Here is a 15533-nt window from a genome sequence, read left to right as displayed (position 1 = left end):
CATTTTATCTTAGTTAAACATCAATAAATCTACTCTTTAAACAAATCACAGAGCTAAAACAAAAAAGCCAGTGAACATAGTACCACTAGCTTTTTTGGAATATAAAAAATTTAGATTTTTTGACCGTTGGTGTAATTCATTTTAACACATAGTTAGATAGGTTCTGCATCTACAAAAAAGGCGTTTCACTTCATTTAAAAACACCCATTTTTCTATGCGAAAGAAATATATTTCTTTTTTCATTTCCTATTTTGCTACTAAAATCTATGTTTCTACGTGTTAAATAATTCTTTTAATTAATTATACCCAATCGGTTAGATTTTTAATCTTATTGTTTCAATTGATTCTCTTCTTCAAATAACAATTTGATATTTTCATAAGAGTTTTTCAAGGCTTCTTTAATCTGTTCCGGATTTAACCAGGCAACTTTTTCAATTCCCTCCTCCAACTGACCTTGCGGAGTGCCTTCAAAATCTGTATGCATTTCAAACCAATGTGTGATTTTGAGTTTGTATTTCCCATTACGCTTGAAAACGTGATACGTTTTTTGAAGCTTGTTTGTAATACGAAGTTGGTTCACGCCGGTTTCTTCTTCAACCTCACGGATCGCTGTAGCCTCAATTTCCTCACCTTTCTCGATTCCTCCTTTTGGCAAATCCCATTTTCCATTTCTGAAAATGAATAAAACTTCGCCTTTTTTATTGTACACTAAACCTCCCCCTGCCTTGTTTACAGGAATTTTAGCCTTTAAAGTTTTCATAATCTCCTTTTCATCAGGATGATATAAATAGGCCTTTTGAATTTTATTTTGAAAGATTTTCACTATAAGCTGTTCGATATCAATGCTCTCTAACAAGAATAATTGAAAATTAGTCTCTCTTGAGATTTCATTTGTCAAAAAAAGTGGTTTGTCGTTCACAAAAACTTTATACATTTGTACTATGATTTTTAATAAAGATACTGCCGAAAAAACAGCCGAATTGCTTTTGCAAATAAATGCAATTAAATTGAATCCCGAAAATCCTTTTACATGGGCTTCAGGTTGGAAATCGCCTATTTATTGTGATAATAGGTTAATTCTTTCATTTCCAAGCATCCGAAATTACGTTCGTGATGAATTTGCGAAAAATATAGAAAAACAATTTGGGAAACCAGATGTCATTGCCGGTGTTGCCACAGGTGCCATTGGTGTTGGAATTCTTGTTGCCGAAAGCCTAGGACTTCCATTCGTATATGTGCGTCCTGAAGCTAAAAAACACGGAAGACAAAATCAGGTAGAAGGTTTTTTACAAAAAGGTCAAAATGTTGTAGTTGTTGAAGATTTAATCAGCACCGGAAACAGCAGTTTGATGGCAGTAGAAGCTTTACGTAACGAAGGAGCGAATATTAAAGGAATGGCTGCCATTTTTACTTATGGTTTTAATGTTGCCGAAGAAAACTTTAAAAACGCCAATATCGATTTGTATACCTTAAGCAATTACGAAAACCTATTGGATTTAGCAGTTCAAAAACAATACATCAGCGAAGAACAACAGTCTACTTTACAAGAATGGAACGTGAGTCCATCAACCTGGGGACAGGAAGAGGAGTAATTTTAGATTGCAGATTTTAGATTTTCTAAAAATAGCTTTGCTCTTTTTTGAATTGAATTTTAAATCCAGCTTTGTGAACTTTGCGTTTATAAAGAAAAAGAAATACAAAAAACCTTGCGCCCTTTGCGGTTAAAATAAAAAACAAAAAAAATAATATATGAACTTAGAAAGTCCAAAAGTTACAGTTCAGAAATCAGCTCAGGATTTATTTGATTTATTGACTGATGTAAAGAATTTTGAAAAATTAATGCCCGATAATATCGCTAAGTTCGAAGTAATCGGTGAAGATGCTTTTATTTTTGGATTAAAAGGTATGCCGGAAATAAAACTTAAAATGAAAGAAAAAACAGCACCAAGCAAAATTGTTTTGGGAGCTGCTAGTGACAAACTTCCGTTTACCCTAACTTCAAATATTGACAGCGTTTCTGACTCAGAAAGTGCAGTTCAATTATTCTTTGAAGGCGAATTTAATGCAATGATGGCCATGATGATCAAAGGACCAATCAGTAAATTCATCGAAACACTGGCAAATAATATGACCAAACTTTAATAATTATTAATTGTGAATTATTAATTATTAGTTGTGAATTATAAACAGAAGTCCGATTTAACGATCGGGCTTTTTTTTGCATATAAGAAAGCCCCAGAATCTTAGAATCTCAGCACCTTAGAACCTCCACAAAAAAAAACACTTCATCCTCAAAATATAACACTTCAGCACTATAAATTATCACATCTTGAATTATTGATAGAAGTTTGATCCATTAACCAAACAAAAACAAAATGGAAGCAACGATCAAAATTTTAATTTACATTCATGCATTCTTTGGAGGAATCGGTCTAATTACCGGAATAGGAAGTGTTGTAGTCAAAAAAGGAAGCACACTGCACAAAAGAATGGGGAAATTATTCTCAATAGGAATGTTCATTAGTGCACTTATCTCTATCCCGATCTGCTGGATGCCGAAACATCAGAATATTTTTTTATTTCTAATTGGCTTATTCACTATTTATCTGGTAACATCAGGAAACAGAGCTTTAAACTTCAAACACAAAACAAAAGCCGATTTTTACGATAAATTAATCTCAGGAACCATGTTGTTTTTCTCTGTAATAATGATTTCGATTGGGATCTACTGTCAATTGAATTCTGTACAAAACGGCATTTTATTTACTTTCTTTGGCGGATTTGGCCTTTATATGACGGTGAAAGATCTTATCTTCTTTAAAAACGTATCCAAAACCAATAATTGGCTGTCTAAGCATATCGGAAAAATGACCGGAGCACTCATTGCATCGGTAACTGCTTTTATTGTTGCCGGAATTGGACTTGGAAATATAATCGCCTGGATGACACCTTCTATCCTTGGAACATTTTATATACTATATTGGAACAGAAAAATAGCTCCAAAAACAGCTAAAACAGTAAAGGTTTAAAATAGTGCTTCAAACCGATTCGGCAGATTTTCAATCTTAAAACCATTCACACAGTCCAAACAAAAAACTCAGAACCTTAGAACCTTAGCACCTCAGAACCTTTAATAAAGCATCTGAATCTCTTTAATATCAAACTCCGAGACAGAGTCATCTTCCAGTAAAATTTGGATTTTACCAACAGGTGATACTCCCTGAATGATTCCCATGAAATTTTGATTTTTTAGATTTTTAAATGGCATTGGAACACCTTTTCGAAACAATGAATTAAAATAAATAGCCCATAAATCTTTAGAATTAACTTCCCATAGACTTATTTTTTCTTTTATTTTTTCAACAATTAACTGAGGTAAAATATCTTTATCAAAACTATGTCCCGAAATGACTGCCAATGAAGAAGCATTTGGCAGTTCGTCAAAATTAGTCTGGTTGACATTTAACCCTAATCCAACAACTGACACAATTCTGCCACCGCTTTTAAGGGTATTTTCAATAAGTATGCCACCAATTTTCTTATTATATGACATAATGTCGTTTGGCCATTTTATACTTAAATCAGGAATATTTAACGATTTTAAGACCTCAATTACACTTAAAGAAACGATAACGCTGAGGTTAAAAACGTGTTCATTATTAAAGACAAAATCTTTCACCAAAACACTCATAATTAAGTTTTTACCCACTTCAGACTGCCACTTTGCCCCCATCTGCCCCTTGCCTTTTGTCTGATTTTCAGCCGTTACCACAGTAAAATTATCCGGTTCATCATGGCTTGACAAAGATTTAAGGAAATCATTTGTAGAATCTATGGCATCGAGTTTGATTAGTTTCATTCAAGTAATTTAAATAACTTAATTTAATATTTTGTTAAGGTTCAAAAATAATCACAAAATTTGGTAACTTTACAAATTCATACAAAATAATTCATGGCGAAAAAGACTGTTAATAATGATGTTCTATTGGCGAACATAATCAAAGGGATTGAAGAAGTAAAAGGAAATGATATCGACATTCTTGACTTAAGAGAAATAGACACGGCAGTTTGTGACTATTTTGTCATTTGCAACGGAAGTTCAAATACCCAAGTTAATGCCATTGTAAACTCAATTCAAAAAACTGTATCTAAAGACTTAAAAGATAAACCGTGGCACGTAGAAGGAACCGATAATGCAGAATGGGTTCTAATGGATTATGTGCATATCGTGGTACACGTTTTCCAGAAACACATCCGAGAATACTACAATATCGAGAGCCTTTGGGGTGACGCCAAAATAACTACAATCGAAAACAAATACTAAAGAAAATTTCTTCTAATGGCTAAAGATAATAATCCAAATCCGAGTAAATTTAAAATAAGTCCCTGGTTAATATACACCGCAATACTTCTGGTTTTTTTATTTATAAGTTTTGCAACCGGTGGATCTAACTTAAGCGAACCTGCTCAATTGACCTCTTCTAAATTCAATACTTTATTAGAAAAAGGACAAATTGAAAAAGTAATCGTTTATAATAAAGCTGAAGCTGAAGTATATTTAAACGCTGCGGCTCTTAAAGACGCAGCCAATAAAAAAGTAGCTAAAGATATCTTTGAAAGACCTAACAAAGGCCCTCATTATACTTTAGAAATTGGTAATGACCAAATTTTTCAAACGAAGCTGGAAAAAGCAGTTGGCGAAGGCAAACTAAAAGATTTTAACTTCTTGCAAAAAAATAACTGGAGCGACATTTTAATCAGTCTGCTTCCAATCATCATCATTATTGGTGTATGGATTTTCATCATGCGTAAAATGTCTGGTGGTGCCGGTGGCGGTGGCGGACAAATTTTCAACATTGGAAAATCAAAAGCCAAACTATTTGATGAGAAAACCGACATTAAAACTACTTTCAAAGATGTTGCTGGTTTAGAAGGCGCAAAAGAAGAAATACAAGAAATTGTAGAGTTCTTAAAAAACCCTGAAAAATACACCAATCTGGGAGGTAAAATTCCAAAAGGAGCCTTATTAGTAGGGCCTCCGGGAACTGGTAAAACATTACTTGCAAAAGCAGTTGCAGGAGAAGCTCAGGTTCCTTTCTTCTCTTTATCAGGTTCTGATTTCGTAGAAATGTTTGTAGGGGTTGGCGCTTCACGTGTTCGTGACTTGTTCAAACAAGCAAAAGAAAAATCTCCTGCTATTATCTTCATCGATGAAATAGATGCTGTTGGTAGAGCTAGAGGAAAAAGCAATATGTCAGGCGGAAATGACGAAAGAGAAAACACTTTAAACCAATTACTAACCGAAATGGACGGTTTTGGTACAAACTCTAACGTAATTGTTTTGGCTGCAACCAACAGAGCTGATGTTCTTGACAAAGCGTTAATGCGTGCAGGTCGTTTTGACAGACAAATTTTCGTAGACTTACCGGACATTCGCGAAAGAGCTGAAATTTTTGCTGTGCATTTAGCACCTATCAAAAAAGTAGAAGGTCTTGATCTTGATTTCTTAGCCAAACAAACTCCGGGTTTCTCTGGTGCTGATATTGCAAATGTCTGTAACGAAGCAGCCCTAATCGCTGCCCGTAACAACAAAACTGCAGTAGACAAACAGGATTTCCTTGATGCTGTTGACAGAATCATTGGTGGACTAGAAAAGAAAAACAAAATTATTACACCGGAAGAAAAAAGAGCAATCGCAATTCACGAAGCCGGACACGCAACTGTAAGTTGGATGTTAGAGCATGCTGCACCATTAATCAAAGTAACTATTGTTCCTCGTGGACAAAGTTTAGGAGCTGCCTGGTACCTTCCGGAAGAAAGACAAATCGTTAGAACAGATCAAATGTTAGACGAAATGTGTGCTACTATGGGTGGAAGAGCTGCTGAAAAAGTAACTTTCGACCGAATTTCAACAGGAGCATTAAGCGATTTAGAAAAAGTTACACGTCAGGCTCGTGCTATGGTAACCATTTATGGATTGAATGATAAAATTGGAAATGTTACGTATTATGACTCAAGTGGTCAAAGTGAGTACAGCTTTTCAAAACCATACTCTGACGAAACTGCAAAAATCATTGACAAAGAAATCTCAGAATTAATTGAAGGCCAATACCAAAGAGCCATCGAAATTCTCGAAGAAAACAAAGACAAGCTAAATCAATTGGCTGACATATTAATTGAAAAAGAGGTTATTTTTAAAGATGACTTAGAAACTATTTTCGGAAAACGTACTTTTGATAAAAATTTAGAAGAAGTGGTTTCCTAAATAATTCACTAAATATGTAATATTTTTTAAAATCTTAATTCAAAATAGCCTTTTGAATTAAGATTTTTTTATCTTTGAACGTTTTCAATTAACATGTAAAGTATTTCATATAAAATGAATTTTTTCAAAAAAATATTTGGTTCCAGCGACGCTGCTTCTGATGAAGAACATGAAAGTGAATACGGAGGAAATCAAGCTCCGGACAGTCATTTATCTATTGATGAAAGATTCATTTTCAATTTCAAGAAAAATGGCGGTAAGTTCTTGTATTGTGAAAACAAACAAGAAGTTGCAGAACAGTTTGAAAATATCCTGGAAGAAAATGACTGGTTCGAAAATGAAGTTCTATGTTATGAACCTGCCCTTTTTAGTTTATTAGAAGAAAACAAACTACTTTATATTTCTCCTCGAAACCCAAAATTTTTACTTGCTACTTGTGAGAACCTAATTGCCGATGAAGGCTCAATTCTGTTTTCATCAAAACAAATCAGACAAGACAAACCAAACGAATTACCTGCAAATATTGTTATAATTGCCACAACAAGTCAGATACTTTTGATCAAAAGTGACGGACTTAGCGCTATCAAACGCAAATACGAAAGAGACTATCCTACTAATATTACCACAATAAAATATTTCGAAAAAGCAAAAGAGGAAGATTTTACCCAATACGGAAGTGTTGCCAAAAATCTATATTTATTGCTCTTAGAAGACCTTTAAGATGAACGAAACACTCAAGAGAACCATTTCTGGTGCTGTTTATATCGCTTTATTATTAACTTCTATTCTGTTTTCTACCGAAAGCTTTATTGTCCTTTTTGGCATTTTCCTAATTATCGCCACTTACGAATTCTGTAATTTAGTTGGAATCAATAAAATATTTTCAATTTTATTCGTTTCTGTTTTTTACAGTACGGTCGCTTTAATCAGTTTTTACAAAGCCGAAACGGAAAACTATATCAGTAAAACATTAAAAGAAAACATACAAATAACAGTTGATACCGAAAAACTTTTTTCTGTACTGCTTATTATCACGCTGATTGTATCTGTAAAATGCATTGTATTTTTGTTTGATGACACACAAATCATCAGCAAATCATCCAAATACATTTATTTATTGGGATACGTCACACTCCCTTTTCTCTTTATCACTAAAATTTCATTCGGAATTAAAGATTACAATCCAAAAATCATCATCGGATTATTTGTCTTGATTTGGACCAATGATACATTTGCTTACTTAGTTGGTAAATCAATGGGGAAACATAAATTGTTTGAACGCATTTCGCCTAAAAAAACAATTGAAGGATTTCTTGGAGGTGTTGTTTTTGCTGCTTTTGCCGGTTTTTTAATCTCAAAACTATACATACAGCCAAAACCGGATTTCAGCGCTAAATCTATTTTAATCTGGATGATTATAGCTTTAATTGTTAGCATCTTTGGAACTATTGGAGACTTAATTGAATCTAAATTCAAAAGAGTTGCCGGAGTAAAAGACAGCGGTTCCATCATGCCGGGTCACGGAGGTGTATTAGATCGACTAGATAGTGTTATATTTGTAGCACCAATTATATTTTTATTTTATCAAATTTTATACTATGTTTCATAAAGAAGGAGGCCCATCCATTTTATTAGGCACTGTTTTCGCAGTAGCTGTACTTTTAATTGCTGAAAAATTCATTGATATCAATTGGCTAAGAATATTGGTTCAGCTAGCTGGTGTATTAGTTTTAATCATCATTTTGCAATTTTTCAGAAATCCAAAAAGAATCGCAATTAGAAACAGCGATCACATTCTTGCTCCGGTAGACGGAAAAGTTGTCGTTATTGAAGAAGTTTACGAAGGTGAATACTTCAAAGACAAACGTCTGCAAGTATCTATCTTTATGTCGCCTATAAACGTACACGTAACACGTTATGCAATGGACGGAATCATAAAATTTAGTAAATACCACCCTGGGAAATTTTTAGTAGCCTGGCACCCAAAAGCAAGTGAAGAAAACGAAAGAACGACAGTTGTAATCGAAAACGAAACTTTCGGACAAGTATTATACAGACAAATTGCAGGCGCTTTGGCACGTCGAATTGTAAATTATGCTAAAGAAGGAATGCAGGTTGTTCAGGGAACAGATGCAGGATTTATTAAATTTGGTTCAAGAGTAGATTTATTTTTACCTTTAGGTACTCCAATTAATGTAGTATTAAACCAAAAAGCAATTGGTGGAAAAACCATCATCGCTACAAAAGCTTAATGACTGAAAAAGATTTAGATACTCGTTTTTCAGAGGCTGTCGAGACTGCTTTAAAAATGACTCAGGCCACGCTGCCACAAGACGTGCAGTTAAGGCTTTATGCCTATTACAAACAGGCTACTTTTGGAACAGCTGTGTACAATCAATCGGATAATTTTGATTTGCGAAATGCTTTCAAAACAAATGCCTGGATGCAAATAAGTCATTTGACGGCTGATGAAGCTAAAGAAAATTATATCGCAATCATTAATTCACTAACATCAAAATAACTAACATTATGAAGAAAAACATTGTTCGTTTCAGCATTTTAGCTTCATTTTTTCTATTATTTTCTTGTAATGACAATAAGCTAACCGAAGTTGTTGAAGTTCCTTTACCAACAAAAGAAGAAAAAATCACCATTGGATCTCCAAATGATGTAAAAGCAGACCCGGGTTCTTTTGAATTGACAAAATTACCTTTTTCTTACGATGCTTTGGCTCCTGCAATTAGAACACTTACTTTAGAAACGCATTATTCAAAACACTATTTAACGTATACCAACAATTTTAATAAAGAAATTGTAAATACCGAGTTTGAAAATCTGCCTATTGAAGATATTCTTAAAAAGATGGATCTTAGCAACGCTAAACTGCGTCAAAATGCGGGTGGCTATTACAATCACACCCTTTACTTTAATATTCTTACACCAAAAGAACTAACACCAAAAGATACGCTGGCAGGTTCTATTAATAAAGAATTTGGTTCTTTCAGTAACCTTACCAGTCAGTTTAAAGGTCAGGCAACGAAACAGTTCGGATCCGGATGGGTTTGGCTGGTAGTCGACAAAGCCGGAAAGCTACAGGTAACAACAACGGATAATCAAGACAATCCTTTAATGAAAAACGCTCTGATTCCCGGAACTCCAATCTTAGGAATCGATCTGTGGGAACATGCTTATTATTTGGATTACCAAAATAGAAAAGGAAGTTATATTGATGCTTTTTATCAGCATATAAACTGGGAAAAAGTAAACGAATACTATGTCGAGGCTTTGAAGAAGGTCAGAAAAGTATAAATCACAAAAAAAGCTGAATACCTAAGTATCAGCTTTTTTTTATACGCTTAAATAAAAATTCTTATCACTACTTCAATTCATAAATAAAGGACTCTGAAGGCGCTATTTTCACTCGAACAACTCCTTCTCCATTGTTTACTTTCAACTGCACAGAACTCTTTTCATACAGTTGATCTTTCAGTTTATAAACTCCTTCTTTCAAATTCCACTTTTCGATAATATCCGAAGGATTTTTCAAATCAAACTCACTTGTCTTTTCTGCAGAAAAATTAGCCACTATTATCAACTTTTGATTGACTGACCAACGCACATAGGAATAAATCAAATCATCGTAATGAATCGTATTCTGGCGATTTACACTTTGAATTTCCTGAAAACTTCCCATTAAAGCAGAACTCTTAATCGAAAAATTTAACAGTCGTTTGTAAAAATCACGAAGATTTTTCTCTGAATCCGAAAGCTGTCCTCCGTCAAACTTCCCATTATTCATCCAACGCTGATGATTCGGCACTCCGATATAATCAAATATTGATGTTCTCGAACGGGTTCCAAAACCGGCATTCTCATTCGCAGCTTCCCCTACCTCCTGTCCAAAATAAATCATCGTTGGAGACGTACTAATTGTTGCAGAAACCAACACTAAAGGTTTTCCTCTTTCCGGCGTTCCTGCAAATTCAGGACTTGCCAAGCGCTGTTCGTCATGATTGTCTAAAAAATGAAGCATATTGTGCTCAATATCTGTCATTCCTTTTTGAATATCCGACAATCCATCAGGTAAAGATTTTCCACGAATAATATCTTTCAGCTTATCATAAGTCTCTACTTTATCGTACAGATAATCCATTTTTCCTAAGCAGATGTAATTACGATACTCCTTCGGATTATACACTTCTGCTAATAAAAAAGCATTTGGATCTTTCATTTTGATTGCCGAATTCATGTAACTCCAAAATTCATACGGAACCATCTCAGCCATATCATAACGAAAACCATCTACTCCTTTTTCAATCCAATACAAAGCAATCGATCTGAACTTCTTCCAAGAGTCCGGAACGTCTTTATCTTGCCAAAAAGCGAAATGCTCCTGATACGTTTTTTGATCAAATCCTACCGGCAATTCAGGAAAATCCTTTGAGCCATCAGGACGGATTCCGTAATTTACTTTCACGGTCTCATACCAGTCATTTTGGTCCGGTTTAACTTTTCGCGATCCATTTCCGGTCCATTTTGCAGGATTTTCATCAAATACACCATCAACAAGTACATTTTTCTCTCCGTTCAAGGGAATATCTCCATCCGGAATTTCGAAATGATTGTTTGGTATATAGTAGAAATTATTATCTCTCTTATATTCCGCATTAACATCATCATCAGCTCCAAAATCTTTCACTCCCACCGGATTACTTTTTCCTTCGTATTTTCGTGCAATATGATTGGGTACAATATCAATAATCAACTTTAATCCTGCCTCATGTGTACGAACTATCAACGCTTCGAATTCTTGCAATCTGTTTGCCGGATTCACAGCTAAATCGGGGTTTACATTGTAATAATCTTTTACTGCATACGGAGATCCGGCACGGCCTTTTACCACTTCAGGATCATCATCCGAAATCCCATAGGCTTTATAATCCCCAACCAATGCGTGATGCGGAACACCCGTGTACCAAATATGAGTTACTCCTAAATCTTTGATTTCATGTAATGCTTTGTCGGTAAAATCATTAAACTTTCCAACACCATTCTCTTCAATGGTACCCCAAGGTTTATTCGTTGTGTTTTTATTTCCGAACAAACGTGTAAAAACCTGATACACCACAATCTTATTCTCTTTAGAAACTTCTTCTTTTCTTGTGTTCATTTTTAGATCTTTGGTTTTACATGCCGAAAACAGCAGGATTACAGACAATCCTGCAACAAAAAATTTCTTATTTATCATATTTATTCTAATAATCTGATTCATTTCCAAACTAAAAATCCGCTCTTAATTCCGGAAATCTTTTCCTAAATTTAGGCTAATTTTTAAATTCAAAAGAAGACTAAAATCATTTTTGTTAGAGTCTACATTCAAAATTGCAAACTACAACGTAAGAGTATGCCGTTTTGTTGATAAATTAGATTAAAAGCTACAAAGATAAATAGTACAAAGTTCATCCATGAAAGAACTTAAAATACTGGAAATTTCCAAGCTTTACTGAACTTGTGCTGTAGACTATCTAAAAATAAATCTGCATTAATAAATTAATCTTAATATCAATAAAGGTTGTAACCTTTTTCATAAATTTGACAAAAATTTAATCCATTGAAGAAATTACTCTTTTTCATATCCTATTGTTTGCTTTTTTTAAGCGTACAAGTCATATTTGCTCAAAAACCTAAAACAATAATTGTTGAAAATGCTGATTTTCAAGAAATCAACGAAAATGAAATTCCGGGCGCTTTACTTCTAATTGGGAATGTAAAAGTAAATCATGATGGCGTTGTACTTACCTGTAACCGCGCTTACTTTTTTCAAAAAGAAAACTATCTCAAAGCCTTTGGAAATGTACAATTAGTACAAGGAGATACCTTGTTTCTAAACAGTAAATATGCGGAATATAGTGGAAATGTAAAAAAAGCCTTCGCAACCGGAGATGCCGTAATGAGTTCTCCTGACGCCACTTTAAGTACCGATACGATAAACTTTGACCGAAATATTCAACAGGTATTCTACAATACAAAAGGTACTATTATCAACAAAGACAACACACTGGTTAGTAAATCGGGAAGGTATTTTGTGGCCGAGAAAAAATTTCAATTCTTAACCGCAGTAACCATTACCAATCCAAAATATGTTATAAAATCGAACCATTTAGATTACTATAGTAATTCAGGACACTCTTATTTACTCGGTCCCTCAACTATTACCAGTAAAGCCAATTACATTTATACCGAAAGAGGTTTTTATGATACCAAAAAGAATCTGGCTCATTTTCTGCGGAAATCCTACATCAAATACGATGACCGTCTCATAGAAGGAGACAGCTTATATTACAATCGAAACATCGAATTTGCCTCCGCAACCCGAAATGTAAAAATCACCGATTCTATCAATCGCGGTATTGTAAAAGGCCACTATGCCGAAATTTACAAACTTAAAGATTCCATGTTTGTTACCAAAAGAGCAGTAGCCATAAATCTGGTGGAAAAAGATTCAGTTTACATTCACGGAAAAAAACTGATGGTTACCGGAAAAGAAGGCGAACGTATTTTACGAGCTTACAACAACGTACGTTTTTACAAAATAGACATGAGCGGAAAATGTGATTCTATTCATTCGAACTCCAAAACCGCTTTAACAAAACTCATTGGAAACCCAATTCTTTGGAACGGAGAGAGCCAAATTACGGGAGATATCATGCATCTTATTGGCGATAAAAACACCAAAAAGCTTGATTCCTTAAAGGTCCTCAACAATACCTTTATCGTCTCGCGGGATACTCTCGGAACCGGCTATAATCAGGTCAAGGGACTCAATTTGTTTGGAAAATTCAAAGAAGGAAAACTACATGATGTTGACGTTATCAAAAACACCGAAGTCATATACTACATGCGCAATGATTTTAATGAATTGATTGGAATCAACAAGAATGTAAGCAGCAAAATCAATCTGATTATAGAAAACAATGATATTGAAACCATCACATTTTTCAACAAAGTAGACGGTGACGTTTATCCTGAAGCCGATTTACCTGAAAATGCCCGTAAACTAAAAGGCTTGCGTTGGCGAGGCGACGAACGAATAAAGTCAAAAGACGATATTTTTACTGCCGAAGACAATGAAATGAACGATAAATTAATCCAGGAAGGAAAAGACGAAGAGACTAAAGATAAAGATACTCCCATAAAAGTCAGAAAAGAAACCCTAGATTACGATAAAAAGAAACCCGCGTCGAAGAAAACTACTAATGCTAAGAGTAAAAAATAGTTTTCAGTCGCAGTCGCAGTTTCCAGTCGCAGTCCTCACTCTCCGTTTTTCACTAACTGAAAACTGACACTGAAAACCGAGACTGATGTCACTTAGAATCTTAAAAAAATGAACTTATTTCCAGTAAGTAATTATACTTTCAAAATCATTGGAGAACAATCAGAATCTCTCGATCGTTTAAAAAGAAGAACAGAAAGCAGCGAAAGTTTGGCTTCAAAAATAACGGATAAATCATTTATTGGAACAATCAACAATAATGCATTTAAAATAATTTCATCTGAAATAGGTAAAGGCGCATTTTGTGTATTAAGCGGCGAAATTGTTGACAACAATGGGGGTATTAATGTAGAAATAAATAAAACATTTAAAATTTTATTAAGCTTCTTGATTTGTCTTCCTCTGGCAGGACTAATTTTACAAGCAATTTCTCAAGACAACAAATTTTTAATCCTTTTTATCTTAATAGCGATACTTGAATGTCTAATGATTCGATATATATTTATTGAATTTGCATTCAGAATATTATCTAAACAAAGTTTAAACCGACTTAGCGATGTATTAGATATTGAAACACTTGAAAAAATTAAGAACGATTAAAGCATTCGTTTTTCCTGCATATAAAACTAAAAAAACTTAGATTCTTAGAACCTAAGCAACTTAGAAACTTTAAAAAAATGAATCCAGATTTTATAAAATACCAGGCACAAACTTCACCTTACCCGTTAGGAATGGAAGTTTCACACGCTATTGGCTCGTACATTTACGATACTAATGATAAAAAATACTTAGATTTTGTAGCAGGTGTTTCCGCTTGCACACTTGGACATCAGCATCCAAGAGTTAATCAGGCGATTAAAGATCAGCTGGACAAATATTCGCATGTTATGGTTTATGGGGAATATTCTCAAAGCCCGGCTGTACAATATTGCAAACTAATGGCTTCACTCCTACCTGAATCCTTAAGCAAAACGTATTTAGTCAATTCAGGAACTGAAGCGATTGAAGGAGCGTTAAAACTGGCTAAACGTTCAACAGGCCGCAGCCAGCTCATTTCTTGTCATAATGCGTATCATGGTAACACTATGGGATCTATGAGTGTTATGGGCTTTGAAGAGCGCAAGCAGGCTTTTAGACCACTACTTCCCGATGTTGATTTTATCACCTTTAATAACGAGGAAGATTTACAAAAAATAACAACCCGAACTGCTGCAATACTATTAGAAACTATTCAGGGAGGTGCCGGATTTATTGAACCCCACGACAATTTTCTGCAAAAAGTCAGAAAACGTTGTGATGAGGTTGGTGCTCTGATGATTGTTGACGAGATCCAGCCTGGTTTTGGCCGAACAGGAAAACTATTTGGCTTTCAGAACTACGATGTCGTTCCGGACATAGTGGTGATGGGAAAAGGAATGGGAAGCGGAATGCCAGTAGGTGCTTTTACTGCTTCGGCAGAAAAAATGGATCTTCTGACGGAAAATCCCAAACTGGGACACATTACTACTTTTGGAGGACACCCTGTCATTGCGTCAGCATGCCTGGCTACTTTGCAGGAATTAACTGAGACAAACTTAATGCAGGAGGCTTTAGATAAAGAAAAACTCTTTAGATCGCTTTTGGTACATCCTTTGATAAAGGAAGTTAGAGGAAGGGGATTGATGCTTGCCGCAATGACCGAAACTACAGAAATAACAAATGAAGTTATTTTAAACTGTCAGGACAAAGGGCTTATATTATTCTGGTTACTTTTTGAAGGATGCGCCATAAGAATAACACCTCCATTAACCATTTCTGAAGAGGAAATTAAAGAAGGCTGTGCCATAATCTTAGATGTTATGGATGAAATCCTGAAAAAGGAACAACAAGTTTAATTAAAACACATCATGATCGGGACCTGTTTCCCATCGATAAATAAAATAATAACAAAATAATCTTTTTATAAATAAGAAGATTATGACTAAAAACAGAATCGGAATTCTGTCCATATTGTTA

The 15533-nt window shown here is 34.6% G+C and carries 16 protein-coding genes; 13 read left to right on the top strand and 3 right to left on the bottom strand.

The features are described from left to right. Window positions 1-328 precede the first annotated feature (328 nt). Window positions 329-934 (bottom strand): NUDIX hydrolase, encoded by a 606-nt coding sequence (locus tag OGZ34_RS13355; RefSeq protein ID WP_173966807.1) that lies wholly within the window; start codon window positions 932-934, stop codon window positions 329-331. A gap of 7 nt (window positions 935-941) precedes the next feature. On the opposite strand from OGZ34_RS13355, the gene pyrE reads away from it, so the two are divergent. The 3 genes from pyrE to OGZ34_RS13340 all read left to right on the top strand — a co-directional run bounded on the left by pyrE (window position 942) and on the right by OGZ34_RS13340 (window position 3029). Beyond that, window positions 942-1592, top strand: coding sequence for an orotate phosphoribosyltransferase (gene pyrE, locus OGZ34_RS13350; protein ID WP_173966806.1), 651 nt, complete (start codon window positions 942-944; stop codon window positions 1590-1592). A 157-nt stretch (window positions 1593-1749) separates the two neighbouring features. Then, complete coding sequence (locus tag OGZ34_RS13345; RefSeq protein WP_173966805.1) at window positions 1750-2142, top strand: SRPBCC family protein; 393 nt, start codon at window positions 1750-1752, stop codon at window positions 2140-2142. A 233-nt stretch (window positions 2143-2375) separates the two neighbouring features. Further along, the gene (locus tag OGZ34_RS13340) at window positions 2376-3029 is read left to right on the top strand and encodes a hypothetical protein (RefSeq protein WP_263360508.1); all 654 of its coding nucleotides are present in this window, start codon (window positions 2376-2378) and stop codon (window positions 3027-3029) included. A gap of 101 nt (window positions 3030-3130) precedes the next feature. On the opposite strand, the gene OGZ34_RS13335 is transcribed toward OGZ34_RS13340, so the two are convergent. After that, window positions 3131-3859, bottom strand: a complete 729-nt coding sequence (locus OGZ34_RS13335) for a biotin--[acetyl-CoA-carboxylase] ligase (RefSeq protein ID WP_263360507.1) — start codon at window positions 3857-3859, stop codon at window positions 3131-3133. A 93-nt stretch (window positions 3860-3952) separates the two neighbouring features. Between OGZ34_RS13335 and rsfS the strand changes: the two genes are divergently transcribed. The 7 genes from rsfS (at window position 3953) to OGZ34_RS13300 (ending at window position 9574) form a co-directional block, all read left to right on the top strand. Continuing rightward, complete coding sequence (rsfS, locus tag OGZ34_RS13330; protein WP_017496527.1) at window positions 3953-4324, top strand: ribosome silencing factor; 372 nt, start codon at window positions 3953-3955, stop codon at window positions 4322-4324. Window positions 4325-4339: 15 nt separating this feature from the next. After that, window positions 4340-6265: an ATP-dependent zinc metalloprotease FtsH gene (gene ftsH, locus OGZ34_RS13325; RefSeq protein WP_173966647.1), complete on the top strand. Its 1926-nt coding sequence runs from the start codon at window positions 4340-4342 to the stop codon at window positions 6263-6265. Window positions 6266-6379: 114 nt separating this feature from the next. Continuing rightward, window positions 6380-6985, top strand: coding sequence for a lactate utilization protein B/C (locus OGZ34_RS13320; protein WP_263360506.1), 606 nt, complete (start codon window positions 6380-6382; stop codon window positions 6983-6985). A gap of 1 nt (window position 6986) precedes the next feature. Continuing rightward, window positions 6987-7874 carry a phosphatidate cytidylyltransferase gene (locus OGZ34_RS13315; protein ID WP_173966649.1) on the top strand — a complete coding sequence of 296 codons (888 nt, stop codon included), beginning with the start codon at window positions 6987-6989 and terminating at the stop codon, window positions 7872-7874. After that, entirely contained in the window at window positions 7864-8517 is a 654-nt protein-coding gene (locus tag OGZ34_RS13310) for a phosphatidylserine decarboxylase family protein (protein WP_173966650.1), read from the top strand. Before OGZ34_RS13315 ends, OGZ34_RS13310 begins: the two co-directional genes overlap by 11 nt. Further along, window positions 8517-8786, top strand: a complete 270-nt coding sequence (locus OGZ34_RS13305) for an acyl-CoA-binding protein (protein ID WP_173966651.1) — start codon at window positions 8517-8519, stop codon at window positions 8784-8786. Before OGZ34_RS13310 ends, OGZ34_RS13305 begins: the two co-directional genes overlap by 1 nt. 8 nt (window positions 8787-8794) lie before the next feature. Continuing rightward, entirely contained in the window at window positions 8795-9574 is a 780-nt protein-coding gene (locus OGZ34_RS13300; protein WP_173966652.1) for a superoxide dismutase, read from the top strand. A gap of 67 nt (window positions 9575-9641) precedes the next feature. Here the strand turns inward: OGZ34_RS13300 and OGZ34_RS13295 are convergent, their stop codons facing one another. Then, window positions 9642-11513, bottom strand: coding sequence for an alpha-amylase family protein (locus tag OGZ34_RS13295; RefSeq protein ID WP_263360505.1), 1872 nt, complete (start codon window positions 11511-11513; stop codon window positions 9642-9644). Between the two features lie 363 nt (window positions 11514-11876). On the opposite strand from OGZ34_RS13295, the gene OGZ34_RS13290 reads away from it, so the two are divergent. The 3 genes from OGZ34_RS13290 (at window position 11877) to OGZ34_RS13280 (ending at window position 15412) form a co-directional block, all read left to right on the top strand. After that, window positions 11877-13541, top strand: a complete 1665-nt coding sequence (locus tag OGZ34_RS13290; RefSeq protein WP_263360504.1) for an OstA-like protein — start codon at window positions 11877-11879, stop codon at window positions 13539-13541. A 108-nt stretch (window positions 13542-13649) separates the two neighbouring features. Next, window positions 13650-14138 carry a hypothetical protein gene (locus OGZ34_RS13285; RefSeq protein ID WP_263360503.1) on the top strand — a complete coding sequence of 163 codons (489 nt, stop codon included), beginning with the start codon at window positions 13650-13652 and terminating at the stop codon, window positions 14136-14138. A 77-nt stretch (window positions 14139-14215) separates the two neighbouring features. Next, window positions 14216-15412, top strand: coding sequence for an aspartate aminotransferase family protein (locus tag OGZ34_RS13280; protein WP_263360502.1), 1197 nt, complete (start codon window positions 14216-14218; stop codon window positions 15410-15412). Window positions 15413-15533 lie beyond the last annotated feature (121 nt).

The organism is Flavobacterium collinsii (assembly GCF_946903285.1).
Classification (GTDB): Bacteria; Bacteroidota; Bacteroidia; order Flavobacteriales; family Flavobacteriaceae; genus Flavobacterium; species Flavobacterium collinsii.
This window is presented reverse-complemented; position numbering and strand designations above follow the sequence as displayed.